This is a genomic window from Citrobacter sp. R-1.5.2 (assembly GCF_035064245.1).
Classification (GTDB): Bacteria; Pseudomonadota; Gammaproteobacteria; order Enterobacterales; family Enterobacteriaceae; genus Citrobacter.
Genome location: NZ_JASEYC010000001.1, coordinates 198260 through 214606, shown reverse-complemented (window position 1 = coordinate 214606; position 16347 = coordinate 198260). Strand labels below are relative to the sequence as shown.

Sequence of the window (16347 nt, the reverse complement as noted above, 5' to 3'; positions counted from 1 at the left end):
AGAAGCCCGCTTAAGGAAACTTAAGCGGGCTTTTTGCTTTTCTGCCACTGCTCATTGCGCATATTAAAGCATCAGGCCAGGCTGGCTTTCGTCTGCAGATTGTTAATCTACTCTCATCTGTCTTTTTCGAAATAGAACCATTGCAGGTACGGTATGAATCAGCAGCATACGAATAATATGGTTAGCCATAACAAAACTCGCGTCTGCTTTTAACGCCAGCGCTGCAAATGACATCGATTCCACGCTGCCAGGCACCCAGGAGAGCATTAACACCGGGAAAGGATAGTCCAGCAAACGCGCGGTGATAAATGCCATGAATACCGTCACCCCTACCCCTATCAAGACAAGCTGAACCGATGACCAGAGATGACGACCAAATTCAGCCATCGAAAACGTCGTAAAATGGTGCCCCAGCACGATCCCCATTAACACCATGCTAAGCTGGTTAAAAAGATCGGGAAAAGTGAGCGGTTGCGAGGATAACGTGTGCAACGCCGCCGCGCAGATCAGCGAGGTGATCATATAGGGCGCCGGAAAATGTAAGCGCGCCAGGAATTTCCCCGTTATATATCCTGCTACTACCATTCCCGCTAACCACAGCAGATTGTGGCCGGAGAAAAAAACGGCTGGAGTCGATGCCAGAACATCTGTGGATGCGCCACGGGTGAAATAGCCGGCCAGAAACGTCAGGGTAATGAGACGCAGAGAATGCGAGATAACAATCTTTTGTGGCGGAGTCTTAATATGGGAGGCCAGCGCCAGTACCGCCGCCATCGCTCCGGGCACCGCACCCAAAAGCGCCTCCTCTTTACTCCAACCCAACCGCCGCACACACCAGAAGTAGCTCAAGGTAAATTGTAAAGATAAGCAGAGTAATAACAGAGCAAAAAAAAGACTGAGCTGATGATGTTCACCATATGAAAAATCCCTAAACATCATCCCGATTGAGATACCGAGAGAAAGCTGGATAACCGTTATACTCCCCGGCATTGAGGCTACGGAGATCCCAACCCGCTTAAGTATAATTACGGTAAAGAGGGCACCAAACATCATACCCAGTGGAACATTACAGAACGTGAATCCCTGCCCGACAAGAAAACAGAGGATAATACCTGCCAATACTCTCATCGACGCCCTCTCCAGGCCGATTGCTCAATCACAAACTGATATCGGGCGTGGAACCCACGTTCCCCGCCATCAGATTCACCCTTTACTGGCTTTTTTACGCAATTCAGTCACCGGTACGCCACCAATCCCCCAGTTATCGGTTTCGACTTCGTCAATAACCACAATAGTTGTATTGGGATTTTTGTTAAGCACATCCACCAGTAACTGAGTTACACCTTCCATCAGCTGTTTCTTTTGTTTATCGGTAGCACCTTCTTTGGTGATCTTAATATTTACGTAGGGCATAGAAACTCCTGTAAACCAGATAATTATGGGAAATGCGCACAGATAGAACAGCACACACGTTAAACAGCAGAACAGAGTCATAATGCTTTTGAAAACGAGTTCTGCCGGAAGAACTATTAAGGTCACTAGCTAAAATATAACTATTGTCATTATTTTCCAAAATAACCAGAATATTTAACTTTGTTGTATTGTAAATAACTCATCGCTGCGGCGATAAATAACGAGGCGGCCCCCAGCAATATGGAGTAAGTCATTCCATTTTTATTATTCTGAAAGACACTGACGACTAATGGGCCAAGGATCTGCCCCACCCCATATGTCAGCGTAACAAGACCGAGGAGATTAATCTTTTTAGGCGCGCTTATTTTTCTAGCCATCGGCATGACCAAAGAGCTTGTACCCATAAATGTGCCACCAAATCCAATACAGCTAATGGTTAACAGCAGTGGCGAGTTAATAAATATGGCCATGACTACGCAGATCGCTTGCACACTTAAGTTAACGCTCAGGCAGGATAATATATTCCATTTGCGAGCAGCCCATAGCCAGCCATAGCAGCCAGGAATAACGGCAAGACCGACAATAGACCAGATATGGTCGGCTAAAAAAGTGTTGCCAACACCCCGGGCCATTAACGGCAAATACGTGGCGACAATGATATAACCGAACCCCGCCAGGCCATACAGTAAGGCTAAATTCCACCACTGGATATCCGACTCCGCGCCTGCGGCAGCTTTTACTGGGGAGATCATATGCTTATCTTTCGGCAAAAGCATCGTCAGTATGACGAAAAGTATCGCTGAAACGATGGCTGCGCCAATCCACAACACATGTGAATTTAAGGCGTAGGATACGCCAGCAATGACATATTCATTGCCGATAAATATGCCCATTCCTACGCCCGAAAACAAAGAGGCGATAACAAAAGGGTTATGGGTATGCTGCAGGACCAGCATTGAACCAAATATCATCATTCCCGCGCTTGCCACACCGGCGAGGAACCTGATTAACAAAACAATTTCTGGCTGGGTCACTTTTGCCATCAAAAAAATCAGCATGACGGTAAGTAGTGCTGAGGCCAGTAACGACACTCTTAATTTATTGACCGCGCTAAAAATACCAAAAGAAAAAAGGAGGCTGCCAACAAGGTAACCTGCGTAGTTGGCGCTGGCAATTATCGATAATTGTGAAAAAGTGAGCAGTCCTTCATGAAGCATAACCGGGAGCATAGGCGTATATAAAAAGCGCCCAATGCCCATGCCTAAGGTCAAGACGATCATACCAAATACAGCAGTACGCAACTGACGGAGGCCAATAGCACTGTGATCGAGATCCATATTTTGGCCTCAAAAGACGAATTAAGTTTGATTGTTATCTTACACAAGGAAATGATAATAAAAAGTTAATAAAAATGACGAAAACATTCACTTTGAGTGATGCTTCTATGAACAGTACCTCTCTGAATTTGTTTAAAACGGTGGCGGAAACGGGCTCCATATCCGCTGCTGCACGCAGTCTGCACTGCGTTTCTTCGAATGTCACAACCCGCCTTAAACAGCTGGAAGCCAGCCTTGATGTCTCTCTGTTTGTACGCGAGAAAAATCGACTCTACATTACCCCTGAGGGCGAGCTGCTTCTGCGCTACGCCAACAAAATTCTGGCGTTGCTAGAGGAAGCGGAATTGTCGATGCTGGGAACAAAAGTGGCAGGGCCATTGCGTATTGGTGCAATGGAAACGACCGCAGCAGTACGTCTCCCTTCGATCCTGGCGAATTTCCACCGCGAAATCCCTTCCATTGAGTTAAACCTGAAAACCTCCCCTACTGAGGCGTTGGTGCAACACATTCTGAATAATGAACTGGAAATCGCATTCGTTGCCGATCATCAGGGGCTGCATATGGAAAATTCGCCCCTGCAATCACACGTGTTATGTCAGGAAACGCTGGTACTGGTAACGGCGGCAGAGCACCAGAATGTCATTACTGGCGCTGACCTCCAGGTGACAAGGCCGCTGGTCTTTGTTAAAGGGTGTAACTATCGCTCCCGCCTGGGAGAATGGCTGCACCTACAGGGGGTCGATTACGCCGATCCTCTGGAATTTGGCTCTTTTCAGGCGATCCTTGGCTGTGTGAGTGCCGGGATGGGGATTGCGCTGTTGCCGGAAAGTGTTGTCAGACAGTATGAAAATAACTTCCCTATCCGAAGTCATACGATTACGCCACAGATAGGTAAAGTGAACACCATGATGATATGGCTAAAAAGCCGCGAAGTCAGCCGGGTACTTAATCACTTTGTCTCGTTTATTACACGGGCTTAAGCGATTGCATCTGGTAACGCCAGGCAGACGGCAACCCAGTGTATTCATGGATGCTAAATATCTTATCCATAACAGGGACAGGCACTTCACACCGTTGATTAAAGTTATGTAAATGTAAATTATTTACACTTTGCAATGATTGTAATTGCTAGTGATTATCATTTATTGTACGCAGGCAAAAAAATGAGCCCCTGCTCGGGTCACTGTACGTTCCAATTACGCTGGGATATAAACGATGAATGCTCTGCCTCGCACTGGACTGCGCCGTATCACGCTTGCTTCTGCTCTGGTCCTCTCTGTCAGCCTGCCGGCTTTCGCCCAGGATGCGTTAACGCTGTATACCACCCGTGAACCGGGCCTGATTCAGCCCCTGCTTGATAGCTGGACGAAAACCAGCGGTATAAAAGTCAGTACGGTCTATATCAAGGATGGCATGCTTGAGCGTGTTAAAGCGGAAGGCAAAAACTCCCCTGCCGATCTGCTGATGACTGTTGACGCCGGGAACCTTATCGATTTAGTCGAGGCGGGTGTGACACAACCCGTGGAGTCAGAAGCACTGAAAGCGGCGATTCCGGCCAATCTCCGCGGTGCAGATAACCAGTGGTTTGCGCTGTCAATGCGTGCGCGTGTGTTGTACGCCGAGAAGTCAATGCCAATCGATAACTGGCATTACGAGCAACTCGCCAACCCTGAGTACAAAGGTAAAGTCTGTATCCGTTCCGGACAACACCCGTATAACACTGCATTGATTGCCGCCATGATCGCGCATCATGGTGAAGCAAAAACGGAAGAATGGCTGCGTGGCGTGAAAGCGAATCTGGCACGTAAAGCGACTGGCGGCGACCGTGACGTTGCCCGCGATATCCTCGGGGGTATTTGCGATATTGGCCTGGCGAACTCCTATTACGTCGGCCATATGAAAAATGCCAAAGAAGGCAGCGATGCACGTCAGTGGGGCGATGCAATTAAAGTCGTTAAGCCAACCTTTGAAAATGGTGGCACGCACGTCAATATCAGCGGCGCTGCAGTAGCACGCTATGCCCCCAATAAAGCCGATGCCGTTAAGCTGATGGAATATCTGGTTTCCGCACCAGCCCAGCAGCAGTACGCGAAAGCGAACTTCGAATACCCGGTACTGAAAGGCGTCACTCTCGACCCAGTGATCAACGCGACAATTGGTGAAATCGACGTCGATAAAATTCCGTTAACCGAAATCGTGAAATACCGTAAACAGGCAAGTCTGCTGGTAGATAAAGTTGGATTCGATCAATAAACTTCTGCAGTTTCCGACGTTACGCGGCCTGGTTTCCGGGCCGCAGTCATTATTAACGCCGTTGCACCTTGGGGCGCTTTGCATTGCGCTTGGCGTTCTGACTCCCATCATTGCGCTTATCTGGCAAGCTACCCAGTCGGATTTATCGCACTGGGACAATCTCATTACGTTTGTGCTACCTGCAGCATTAAAAAATACCGTGCTGCTGTTAGCCGGTGTTGCCGTGTTGGTTGGCGTGATTGGCGTAGGCAGCGCCTGGGCCGTCACAGCATGGGACTTTCCTGGACGTAAGACCCTCAGTTGGGCGTTGCTGCTGCCGCTGGCGATGCCAACCTACATCGTCGCCTTTGCCTGGCTCGATCTGCTGCATCCGATCGGCCCTCTGCAAACCTTTATCCGCTTCCTGCTGGGCTTTGACAGTCCACGACAGTTCCGGCTACCGGATTTGCGCTCGCTTGCCGGCGCGATTATTTTGCTCGGTTTAGTGCTCTACCCTTACGTCTATCTGACGACCCGCGCCACCTTTATCAGTCAGCCGGCCCATTTACTGGAGGCTGCCCGCACGCTGGGATGTAGCGCTACCGGGACGTTCTTCCGTGTCGCCCTGCCAATGGCGCGCCCGGCACTGGCTGTCGGCATCAGCCTGGCACTTCTGGAAACGCTCAACGATATTGGTGCATCGGAGTTCCTCGGCGTACAAACGCTAACCGTCACCGTCTACACTACGTGGATCTCTCGCTCTGATTTATCCGCCGCTGCACAAATCGCCTGCATGATGCTGATGTTTATCTTCTTCATTCTGACGCTGGAATTTTACGGACGCAGAAAGCAAGGATTCAGCAGCCGCAGCCTGCGGGAAATCCAACCTACTCGCGTGCACGGCTGGCGTGGCTGGCTACTTGGCGCTGTCATTTCGCTACCCGTTATATTGGGCTTTGTGGCCCCGGTTCTCTTTTTGATGTGGGAAAGTGCCAAACGCTTAGGGGACACGAGCCCACTGTCCGCCTCGTTGCTTTCAGCATTACAAAATACGCTCTTGCTGGCAGCAGGCACCACGCTGGTGGTGATTTGCGTCAGCTTGCTGGTCGCCTGGAGCGCACGCCATAGCGCGGCAGACAACGCGATGCCAGGCTTTCGTCGTGGCGTGATGCGTCTGGCCTCCCTCGGTTATGCGGTGCCCGGAACGATTCTGGCGATTGGTTTTTTGCCCCCAGCGATGGCTGTCGATCGTTGGCTGGCCGACTTACTGGATATTCGCGGGTTACCGCTGATGTCTGCCGGTATTTTGTTGGTCATTTGCTGCGCGATGCGCTTCCAGGCAATTGCCATCGGTGCACTGGACTCCGGTCTGGGCCGCATTCCGCCGTCGCTCGAACAGGCTTCACGCTTGCTCGGCGAAAACGGTGCCGGAACATTTGCCCGCGTTCATTTTCCGTTACTGCGTCCGGCATTAGTGAGCAGTGCATTGCTGGTTTTTGCCGATGCGATGAAAGAACTGCCAACAACGCTGCTGTTGCGCCCGGTAAATTTCGAAACGCTGGCCACTCTGCTGTATGCAGAAGCCGCCCGCGGAACCTATGAAGAAGGCGCGATTGCCGCGCTGCTGATTGTTTTAGCAGGTACACTGCCCGTTATATTGTTGGTGCGTCACCAGATGACTCGCCGTGGTTAAGAGAGCAACAATGTCAGAAATCGCATTACGACTCCAGGACGTGCACGTTGCCTACGGCAACAGTCAGCAACCGGTCCTGACCGGATTCTCAATGTCGGTACACAAAGGGGAAATTGCTTGTCTGCTTGGCGCTTCAGGCTGTGGGAAAACAACGGTGTTGCGTGCAGTTGCCGGTTTTGAACGACTGCAGTGTGGAGAAATCTATGTCTCAGAGCGGCGTATCGCTGGCCCCGGCGTTCATTTGCCGCCGGAAAAACGTCATGTCGGCATGGTCTTTCAGGAATACGCCTTATTTCCCCATCTGACAGCGCAACAAAACGTGGCCTTCGGTTTACGGCGTATGCCACGTGAAGTGCAACAGGCCAGAGTGACGGAGCTGTTGAAAATGGTGGAATTGCACAGTCATGCTAACCATTACCCTCATGAGCTTTCTGGTGGGCAGCAGCAGCGCATCGCGTTAGCCCGCGCGCTGGCGCCACACCCGGAAATTTTACTGCTGGATGAGCCCTTCTCCAGCCTGGATAAGCGCACACGCGAACGCCTTGGTAATGAGGTTCGGGATATTTTACGGGCTGCCGGCCAGACCGCGCTGCTGGTTACCCACAGCGAGCATGAAGCTCAGTTGATGGCGGACCATATAGGTTTTGTGAAAATGGGTCAGTATCAGCTTAAAAAGGCGGCCCACCATAGCCAGGGCTAAGAAAGAGCCGCGTGGTGACATCGCTAATGTGTCTGCATCAGACTGATATTCACCGGCATCCCGGAACGGCGTTCCAGTGCCTGATTCCCACGATTTACATCCACGTCATTCCCGCTGATAAAAGTACGCAAAACGGGGGTGACGGGCAGCGGAACCTTTCTGTCAGATTCATATTCGGAGCGATTGCGGGACAGCGGTTCATGAACTTCAACCCAATGGCTACCGTCTGGCTCGGTGCTGAATTTTATCGGTCGGTCAATAATCTGAACACGCGTGCCAACCGGCACAGTATCAAACAGATATTTGATGTCGTCATTACGCAGACGGATACAGCCCTGGCTCACGCGTAGCCCAATACCGAAGTTGGCATTAGTACCATGAATGGCGTACAACCTGCCGATATAGATAGCGTACAATCCCATCGGATTGTCTGGCCCGGCAGGCACAAACGCCGGTAAGCTTTCCCCACGAGCAGCATACTCCCGCCGGGTATTTGCCGTGGGCGTCCAGCTTGGTGCTTCCTGTTTACGTTCGACCGCCGTGACCCAGTTGCGCGGAGTTTCTCTTCCGGCCTGCCCAATACCAATAGGTAACACCTCTACCGTATTAGCACCCTCAGGGTAATAGTACAGCCGCATTTCTGCGACGTTGATGACGATGCCTTCACGTACGGTATCAGGCAATATTAATTGTTGTGGCACCACCAGTGTGGAACCCGACTTCGGCAGAAATACATCCACACCAGGATTGGCTTCGAGCATGTTGCTCAATCCCTGTCCATACTGTGCGGCAAAAGCCTCCAGGGGCTGAGTGTTACCAGCGGGAATCGTTATCGTCAGAGGACTTCCCACCAGACGGCTGCCCTCAGGAGGCAATGGGTAGCTCACCGCCTGCGATCCCTGACTCGCGAGCAGCATAACAAAAGCACACAGCAGTTTTACACGACGCATCTTTTTCCTTTCCTTCGTCGCAACAGATATCCGTTAAGTATAGCTTTTTTATCTGTTTTAGGGGGTTACGACGAGAATGCACATAAAAAGCCCCGCCATAAAGCGGGGTCGTGAGCGACTACGCTTCTTTGCCATCCGGTAATACAATATTACTGGCAGCTAACTGCCCCATATTGCTGTACATCGCGCAGGCAGCTTCAACAATGGGCATCGCCAGCGCGGCACCACTGCCTTCGCCTAAACGCATTCCCATGTTGAGATACGGCTCCAGTTCCAGGTGCGCCAGTGCAGTACGAGCGCCCTTTTCGGCGGAGAAATGCGACGGGATCAGATAAGGTTTAATCTCCGGCGCTATCTGACAAGCAGCCAGTGCCGCCGAATAAGACAGGAAACCATCCAGGATGACCGGCAGACCGCAAGACGCCGCACCTAACATCACCCCCGCCATTCCGACAAGATCAAAACCACCCACTTTTGCCAGCACATCAATACCATCACGGCTGTCCGGCTGGTTGACGGCAATAGCCCGGCGAACAACATCAACCTTATTTCCTACCCTCGATAGCGGAAGGTTAGCACCAATACCCACCACATCCTCTGCATCGCTACCGGTTAACACACTGACAATCGCAGCCGCAGGAGTGGTATTTGCCATGCCAAGCTCACCGACGCCAAACAATGTTACGCCATCATCCGCCAGTTCTCGGGTATACCGAATCACTTCCAGCAGCAGCTCTTCGGCTTGTGAGCGACGCATTGCCGGCCCTTGTGCAATATTGCCGCAACCGCGTGATACGCGCATGTTCACTACGCCAGGAATGAGTTCGGCGTCAATTCCCACATCAATCACATGCACCTTTGCACCAGCCTGAGCGGCCAGCACGCAGACACCGGTCGTTCCGCTCGTCATATTGGCCGCCTGAATCGCTGTAACGATCTTAGGCGAAACAGCAACACCTTCATCCCACACGCCGTGGTCGGCGCACATCACCAGCATCGCTTTCCCCCCGACATGCGGCACGCCTTTCAGGCCTGGCATACCGGCCAGTTGCACAGCGAGAGATTCGAGTCGCCCAAGGCTTCCCGGCGGCTTAAGCAGGCCATCAATATGTTGCTGCGCGCGCAACATTGCAGCGCTATCGGGTGAAGGGATCGCGTGAAGTAAAGAGGATAAAGTCTGCATAAGGGTTCCAGTATGTTGACTGACTCAAAGCAGAGCCAGCAGGAAAACCAACTCGCCAAGTTCAATGGCCGCACCCAGCGTATCGCCGGTTTGCCCACCTAACGTGCGTTTTAATAACTGCCCAAGAATGAAGATCGCCACCAACGTAACAACCAGTGCTGCCACACCGCGCATGCCCGGAAGCAGGACGGCCGCCAGGATCGCCGTGAACCCCAACGTGACACAGGTTTGTCGTCCGGTAACTTTGCCAATAAAGACATTTCCCAGCCCTTCTTCGCGGGCATAACGGTGTCGATACATCAGCAAAACAGCACTACCCCGCCCAGCGACGCAGGCTGCAGCCAGTGCTGCCAGCATCGGCGTTCCGCGCAGCGCCAGTTCGCTCACCACCAGCACTTTGGCCAGTAGCACAAAGATCAGTGCCAGTCCGCCATGGGTCCCGAGTCGACTGTCGCGCATGATTTCCAGCATCCGTTCGCGTCGACGTGCAGAAAAAATGCCGTCACAGGTATCCGCCAGTCCATCAAGGTGAAAGCCACCGGTTAGCAGCGCCAGCGCCAGCACGGCAAACAGGGCGGCCAGAGGAATACCACACCAGGATTGCAGCACCATAAAGACCAGTCCCGTCAGCCCACCCAGCACAACACCTATAAGGGGGAACATAACGATACCGCGTGAATAATGCTCAAAATCCAGCCCTTGCGACCAGCGCGTTGGAACGGGCAACCGACTGATAAAAGAGAGCATTGCCCAGAACAACTTACTCATTTAATTTTGACTCCAATTCCTGATACCACCAGCCAGACCTCATCCGCTGCCGCCGCCAGGCGTTGGTTAACACGTCCGGCAATATCGCGAAAATGCCGTGCCAGACGGTTCTCCGGAACGATCCCCATTCCCACTTCATTTGTCACCAAAACAACTGTAGCCGGACAGCGCTGACAGGCCTCAATCAGCGTACGGATCTCCGCCTCAATGGCGCGTTCCATCGCTGCGTAATCCCAGCCGTCAGGATCGCTGTCACCGCCCAGCGCAAACAACTGGTTGGTCACCATCGTGGTGATGCACTCCAGCAGAATGGCTTCCTGCGGATCGTTCGCCGCCGTGATCAGCTCATCAAGATGTTGCCAACGCTCAGCAGTACGCCAGTGCGCGGGACGCCCATCGCGATGGTGCTGAATACGTGCTGCCATCTCCTCATCAAAAATCTGCGATGTGGCGATATACAGCACCTGCGGGGAATCGGCAATTAACGCTTCCGCATGTCGACTTTTTCCGCTGCGGGCACCGCCCGTCACCAGAATCATCATACGGGCTCCCGGTGCTGTTGCATGATGGTATAAATTTTCTCAATATCGATGTGTTGTCGCATCGCATCCGCCAGCAGATCAAACTGCTGCGATTTATATTGCGCGTATTGGAAGGTGGAATCCAGCGCGGTTAGCCCTTTGCGTTCACGCAGACCGTTGACCAGCGCACGGGTGAATTCATCACTGTCAAACAGACCGTGCAGATAGGTACCCAATACCAGTCCGTCTGAGCTCACCGCACCGTCAGCCATAGCGCCACCGCTTTTATGCAGTGTCATGACGGGCTGGCAGTCTTCTGTTAATTGTGTTTCACCCATATGAATTTCATAGCCGCGTACGGATAGCTCCGCAACACCCGCTAGCCAGTCCGGCAGCGTGGAAGACATCACCCCTGCCACCTGGGTCGTCGTTTTATGCTGGGCAAAATGGGTCACGATATTCAGCAGCCCGAGCCCCGGCAGCGTGCCGAGTCCTGACTCCACATCATCAATGATGGTGTCCCCAAGCATCTGATAGCCACCGCAAATTCCGATTACCGGTACACGCTGACGGTGTAATTGCAACACGCCGTGGGCTATACCGCTCTCACGTAACCAGACCAGATCGCCCAGCGTATTTTTACTGCCCGGCAGAATCACCAGATCGGCTCCCGCCAGCTCCTCCGGGTGGCGCACATAGCGCACACGAACATCCGGTTGAGCGGCAAGCGCGTTGAAGTCGGTAAAGTTTGAGATATGTGGCAGTTGGACTACGGCTATCTCAATATCTCGCTTATCCGTGCGTACGTACTTCCCTTTTTGCAGTGCGACGCCATCCTCGTCTTCGAGGTCCACATCCAGCCATGGCATCACGCCCAACACCGGAACGCCGGTCAGCGCCTCAATTTGTTCAATGCCGGAGTGCAACAACGCCACATCACCGCGAAACTTGTTGATGATGACCCCTTTGACTCTGGCGCGCTCATGGTCGTGCAGCAGCGCCAGTGTGCCGTAAATGGAGGCAAATACCCCTCCGCGATCGATATCCGCCACCAGAACGACCGGGCAGCGCGCCATCTCCGCCATCCCCATATTGACGATATCGCGATCGCGCAGGTTGATTTCTGCCGGGCTGCCCGCCCCTTCCAGCACGACAACGTCAAACTCCTGCGCCAGACTGTTATAAACTGAAATAATCTGTTCACGCAGCCGCGGTTTGTACTCGTGGTAACTGACCGCATCCATATCGGTTGCCACTTTGCCCATCAACACGACCTGTGCTTTACGATCGCTGGTCGGTTTAAGCAGCACAGGGTTCATACGCACATCCGGCGTTATCCCTGCCGCCTCCGCCTGAAATATTTGCGCACGCCCCATCTCCTTTCCCTCCGGCGTAATGCCAGAGTTCAACGCCATGTTCTGCGATTTGAACGGCGCGGTACGCAGTCCATCCTGATAAAAAATACGACACAGCCCGGCGACGAGTACGCTTTTGCCAACATCAGATGCCGTTCCCTGCAACATTATTGCCTGCGTCATGACGCCTCCTTCAGCGCGTTCTTTCGCATACAGCTAAAAAATTCAGCCTCTGTTTTACACAACGGGAAACCCAGCTCGGTGTGCAATTTCACCAGCCATGGCGGAGTTAACCCGGCTTGTTCAATAAGATCGGTACGGGCGAACACGTCACCCGGCGTACCGTGCGTCAGCACTTCTCCGCGACGTAAAACGTACACCGCATCGCTGACTTCATAGATGAGATCGATATCATGGCTGGAAATAACCACATGATTTCCCTGCGCCACAATGCGTTTGATAATCTCGATCATCTGCGTGCGCCCTGATGGGTCGAGACCGGCGGTGGGTTCATCCAGTAACAGATACTGCGCTTGCAGCACCAGCGCCCCCGCTATCGCCACGCGTTTTTTTTGTCCGTGGCTGAGACACTGAATGGGCTGATGGCGAAAATGTTGAGCATCGACCAGCGTCAAGGCATCGTCCACCCGACGGGCAATTTCAGCCTCGTCCACGCCCAGATTACGCAGGCTAAACGCGATGTCACTGTCGATATCGGTATAAAAGATTTGCTGATCGGGGTCCTGAAATACCGTTGCCACCTGCTGACGTAACGCCAGCAGGCCGCGCTTGCTGTAATCCAGTGGTTTTCCTTGCCACATCACCGCCCCCTGTTGTGGGCGCAGTAAACCGCTCAGGTTCATAAACAACGTGGACTTCCCGCAGCCATTGGCCCCCACCAGTCCGGTGACGGCATGTTGAGAAAAGTCCAGCGTTAGCCCTTTAAGAATCGGGTCATCCTGGTAGCGAAACCAAAGCGCTGAGGTGGCAAGCATACTTTTCCTTACAGGTGAAAATCACCCTGATACAGTTTGATATCCAGTGTGGTGGTCATTTGCTGATAACGGATCAACACGCGGGTAAACAATAATCCCACCAGCATCGCCAAAGAGCGATAGCCCAACGGCAAGCTACGATAACCAAAACGCAGCGTTTGTGCGCGATGAATGGCGAGTGCCTCGTCTAACAGGATAAAAATAAATCGCCAGGTCAGCAGAATCAGCTCTGTCATCAGCCGTGGGACATGTGCACGTTTGAGCAGAATAATTAACTGCGGAAACGGTAAATTCAGCACCAGCCAGAACGTAGCAGCCAGCGCAGCAAGGCTTCGCCAGAACGTTTCATTGGCCGTGTGAATGCCCGATGAAGTGATCCCCAGCCAGAAACTGCCCACGGGTACGCTGGCCAGTAAGGTATGCGGGTCGCGGCTGACGCTAAACAAAATCGTCACGACGCCCACCAGCAAAAAGCCAAACGGTAACGCCATCCAACGACACCAGCGCCAGAAAGAAACCCGCAGCAGCCAGCAACTGAGCGCCGCTATCAGCAACATCTCGATACCCTGCCCCAATGGGGGCAGAGTAAAGGCCAGAACCATCATCACCAGCCAGAGCAAGAATTTTCGCTGCGGTGAAACATGAAACCAGCGGCTCTGGTAGCTGAGTCTGTCAAGCCCGGTCATCACGGCGCTGCCTGCCCTTGGTATAACCCAGGATATAGAAAATCACGGCAGCCCCCAGCGAACCCTGTAGCGTAAACAGCAGGCTTTCAATTTCGCCACTTGCAGGTTCATACAATGGCTGGAACCACGGCTCATAATGTGGCGCGATAGCCTGAATCTGGCTTTCCGCTTCACCGTCCGAACCACCGTATTCTCCACCATGGTTGATGAAAAACGGCAGGACCACCAGCGCAACGACCATCCCTAATAAAATCAGCGTCTTTTTCATCGTTAATGTCCTTGTGCGGTAATCAACTGGCGTTTGGTTAACTGGTCATAAATCATCACGGTTAGCAGCCCCTCTGCGATCGCAATTGGAACCTGCGTCAGACAGAAAATACCCATGAATTTGATAATTGATCCCATCGCCCCCGCAGAGGGATCCGGGAAGGCGACACCCAACTGCACAGAGGTGACGAAATAGGTCACGAGGTCTGCCAGCATGGCGCACAGGAAGACGCAAACATCACGACGCAACCCCGCGCGACAGGCCAACTTCCACACCATATATCCAACAACCGGGCCGATTACCGCCATCGACATCCCGTTCGCGCCAAGCGTTGTCAAACCGCCGTGGGCCAGTAACAGCGCCTGGAACAGCAAGACGATTGCCCCAAGAATTGCCACCACACCCGGTCCGAACAGGATAACCGCCAGCCCCACCCCGGTAGGATGTGAGCAGCTCCCGGTAACGGAAGGAATTTTCAGCGCTGACAGGACAAAAATGAAGGCTCCGCACAGGGCTAACAGGACTTTCTGGTGGTTATCTTCCTGCACGATCTGGCGCAGACGCACTAACCCGTACCACAGACAAGGCAGAAACAGCAGCCACCAGGCCAGCGCCCACATCGGTGGCAAAAAGCCTTCCATAATGTGCATCGCAAATGCCTGCTCAGGAACAATCATCAGTAATAGTGCCGCAGCTAACCCGCTGAAAGACAGCTGTTTGAGCTGTTGTTCAAGCTTCATTGTGCATACTCCCACTGTTTATTAACCAGAATGGTTGAGAAATAAGGTAGCGGCTGATCGTCGCTCACTTCATTCAGATGGTGCCAGCACTGCTCACCTGGCAGCGTGGCTTCAGACATCATCAATGCGCAGTCCAGCAAACCTTCTTGTTGCAACAGCGCTTTGATGCGAGCAAAACGACCGTACACCTTCATCAACACCAGGCTGTCATGCTGTGTTAATGCGTGCTGGATTTCACTTTCCGGCGCGGTACAGGAGACCACCGCCAGGGACTGTTGCTCCATGGCAAGCGGCGTTTTTGAACGTGCTGCAATCGCGGCAAACGAGGTGACGCCGGGGACAATTTCTAACCAGTCTGGATGACCAATACGCTGGAGTAAAAAGATCCAGGTACTGAATAACATGGCATCGCCGAGGGTAATAAAACCAACCTGTTTACCCGCTTCCACTTCCTGTACCAACGCAGCAGCGACCTCATCCCAGACAGCCTCTTTTTCAGCACTATCGGCACTCATCGGGAAATGACAGCAGCGAACTTCAGTTTGCTGACCGATATACTCACGTACGATCGACAACGCCAGACTATCGCCACCTTTACGCCCGGCCGGCGCATAGAGAATATCCAGCGTCCCAAGGGTGCGTGCTGCACGCACGGTGACCAGATCGGCAGCACCGGGCCCGGTGCTCAGTGCATACAATTTGCCACTCATGCTGCTTCCTCCAGCGCTACGCTCAGCGCTTGCTGTAAATGGGCGACGAACATGGCACGAACCGCCGGATTCTCACCCAGACCGCTGAGCCATGGCGTAGCCGGAATGCCTGCTGCGTTAAACAACGTTTTCCACGAATCCTCTTCATCAGAGGCCATATCATTGATAGCGTGGTCGCCTGCAACCAGCATTAACGGCATAAGATGAACCGCCGTCACACCTTCCTGGCCTAAGCTTTCGATCAGCACCTCAACTTCCGGGTAGCTTTCTACTGCACCTACGCGAGCCGGGAAGCGCTGCGCTGTCATCATGTGATCGAGACAGGCATAAGCAGCAAAGGCGTGATGACTGGCACCGTGGCCCATAAACACGACTTTTTCACGCTCACCTAACTGCGGCATCTGCTGTTGCAGCGCCAGCATCAGTTGTGCGTAATCATCGTGACTGCTCAACAATGGCACCCCCAGCGTCAGACGTGAAAACAGCGGGCGCATACTTTGGACTTCACGAACAATTTTCTCGTATTCGTCACCATTAATGATGTGCAGCGACTGAATAGCCACATCCTGATATCCCTGCTCCGCCAGCTTTTGCAGCGCCTGCAGTGGCGTGTCGATCTCAATGCCGTCCCGCTGTTTGAGCTTGCGGATGATCATCCCGGAGGTAAATGCCCTGAACAGATCACGGTCGGGACAACTGGCCGCAAGATCGCGCTCGCAGGCCACAATATTCTTCTCACAGGTGTCGTGATAGCTGGTGCCAAAGCTGACCACCAGAAGCGCCTTTTTCATCTCTT

18 protein-coding genes are annotated in these 16347 nt (G+C 52.8%); 4 read left to right on the top strand and 14 right to left on the bottom strand.

Going from position 1 to position 16347, the window contains the following annotated elements; all coding sequences use genetic code 11:
* Window positions 1–102 precede the first annotated feature (102 nt).
* The 3 genes from QMN38_RS00970 to QMN38_RS00960 all read right to left on the bottom strand — a co-directional run bounded on the left by QMN38_RS00970 (window position 103) and on the right by QMN38_RS00960 (window position 2750).
* A complete protein-coding gene (locus QMN38_RS00970) occupies window positions 103–1128 on the bottom strand; it encodes an AbrB family transcriptional regulator (RefSeq protein ID WP_323604269.1) in 1026 nt (341 codons plus the stop codon).
* A gap of 75 nt (window positions 1129–1203) precedes the next feature.
* A complete protein-coding gene (locus tag QMN38_RS00965; RefSeq protein WP_271441843.1) occupies window positions 1204–1413 on the bottom strand; it encodes a 4-oxalocrotonate tautomerase family protein in 210 nt (69 codons plus the stop codon).
* Between the two features lie 149 nt (window positions 1414–1562).
* Window positions 1563–2750, bottom strand: coding sequence for an MFS transporter (locus QMN38_RS00960; protein WP_323604268.1), 1188 nt, complete (start codon window positions 2748–2750; stop codon window positions 1563–1565).
* 107 nt (window positions 2751–2857) lie between these two features.
* On the opposite strand from QMN38_RS00960, the gene QMN38_RS00955 reads away from it, so the two are divergent.
* From QMN38_RS00955 to QMN38_RS00940, 4 genes are all read left to right on the top strand, one after another.
* Entirely contained in the window at window positions 2858–3730 is an 873-nt protein-coding gene (locus tag QMN38_RS00955) for a LysR family transcriptional regulator (RefSeq protein WP_323604267.1), read from the top strand.
* Window positions 3731–3965: 235 nt separating this feature from the next.
* A complete protein-coding gene (locus QMN38_RS00950; protein ID WP_271455287.1) occupies window positions 3966–5003 on the top strand; it encodes an extracellular solute-binding protein in 1038 nt (345 codons plus the stop codon).
* Window positions 4987–6675 carry an ABC transporter permease gene (locus tag QMN38_RS00945; protein WP_323604266.1) on the top strand — a complete coding sequence of 563 codons (1689 nt, stop codon included), beginning with the start codon at window positions 4987–4989 and terminating at the stop codon, window positions 6673–6675. The genes QMN38_RS00950 and QMN38_RS00945 overlap by 17 nt, the downstream gene beginning before the upstream one ends.
* Window positions 6676–6685: 10 nt before the next feature.
* Entirely contained in the window at window positions 6686–7375 is a 690-nt protein-coding gene (locus QMN38_RS00940) for an ABC transporter ATP-binding protein (protein WP_323604265.1), read from the top strand.
* A 23-nt stretch (window positions 7376–7398) separates the two neighbouring features.
* On the opposite strand, the gene ldtA is transcribed toward QMN38_RS00940, so the two are convergent.
* From ldtA to cbiK, 11 genes are all read right to left on the bottom strand, one after another.
* Entirely contained in the window at window positions 7399–8325 is a 927-nt protein-coding gene (ldtA, locus tag QMN38_RS00935) for a L,D-transpeptidase (protein WP_323604264.1), read from the bottom strand.
* A gap of 118 nt (window positions 8326–8443) precedes the next feature.
* Window positions 8444–9508, bottom strand: coding sequence for a nicotinate-nucleotide--dimethylbenzimidazole phosphoribosyltransferase (gene cobT / locus QMN38_RS00930; RefSeq protein WP_323604263.1), 1065 nt, complete (start codon window positions 9506–9508; stop codon window positions 8444–8446).
* Window positions 9509–9532: 24 nt separating this feature from the next.
* Window positions 9533–10276 carry an adenosylcobinamide-GDP ribazoletransferase gene (gene cobS, locus QMN38_RS00925; protein ID WP_323604262.1) on the bottom strand — a complete coding sequence of 248 codons (744 nt, stop codon included), beginning with the start codon at window positions 10274–10276 and terminating at the stop codon, window positions 9533–9535.
* Window positions 10273–10818: a bifunctional adenosylcobinamide kinase/adenosylcobinamide-phosphate guanylyltransferase gene (gene cobU / locus QMN38_RS00920; RefSeq protein ID WP_271455290.1), complete on the bottom strand. Its 546-nt coding sequence runs from the start codon at window positions 10816–10818 to the stop codon at window positions 10273–10275. Before cobU ends, cobS begins: the two co-directional genes overlap by 4 nt.
* Entirely contained in the window at window positions 10815–12335 is a 1521-nt protein-coding gene (locus QMN38_RS00915) for a cobyric acid synthase (protein WP_323604261.1), read from the bottom strand. The genes cobU and QMN38_RS00915 overlap by 4 nt, the downstream gene beginning before the upstream one ends.
* Window positions 12332–13147: an energy-coupling factor ABC transporter ATP-binding protein gene (locus tag QMN38_RS00910; protein ID WP_202038912.1), complete on the bottom strand. Its 816-nt coding sequence runs from the start codon at window positions 13145–13147 to the stop codon at window positions 12332–12334. The genes QMN38_RS00915 and QMN38_RS00910 overlap by 4 nt, the downstream gene beginning before the upstream one ends.
* A gap of 8 nt (window positions 13148–13155) precedes the next feature.
* A complete protein-coding gene (locus tag QMN38_RS00905; RefSeq protein ID WP_323604573.1) occupies window positions 13156–13833 on the bottom strand; it encodes an energy-coupling factor ABC transporter transmembrane protein in 678 nt (225 codons plus the stop codon).
* The gene (locus QMN38_RS00900) at window positions 13820–14101 is read right to left on the bottom strand and encodes an energy-coupling factor ABC transporter substrate-binding protein (RefSeq protein WP_137382353.1); all 282 of its coding nucleotides are present in this window, start codon (window positions 14099–14101) and stop codon (window positions 13820–13822) included. The genes QMN38_RS00905 and QMN38_RS00900 overlap by 14 nt, the downstream gene beginning before the upstream one ends.
* A gap of 2 nt (window positions 14102–14103) precedes the next feature.
* Window positions 14104–14841 (bottom strand): cobalt ECF transporter S component CbiM, encoded by a 738-nt coding sequence (cbiM, locus tag QMN38_RS00895; RefSeq protein ID WP_202038915.1) that lies wholly within the window; start codon window positions 14839–14841, stop codon window positions 14104–14106.
* The gene (locus tag QMN38_RS00890; RefSeq protein WP_323604260.1) at window positions 14838–15551 is read right to left on the bottom strand and encodes a cobalt-factor II C(20)-methyltransferase; all 714 of its coding nucleotides are present in this window, start codon (window positions 15549–15551) and stop codon (window positions 14838–14840) included. The genes cbiM and QMN38_RS00890 overlap by 4 nt, the downstream gene beginning before the upstream one ends.
* Entirely contained in the window at window positions 15548–16342 is a 795-nt protein-coding gene (cbiK, locus tag QMN38_RS00885; protein WP_323604259.1) for a sirohydrochlorin cobaltochelatase, read from the bottom strand. Before cbiK ends, QMN38_RS00890 begins: the two co-directional genes overlap by 4 nt.
* Window positions 16343–16347 lie beyond the last annotated feature (5 nt).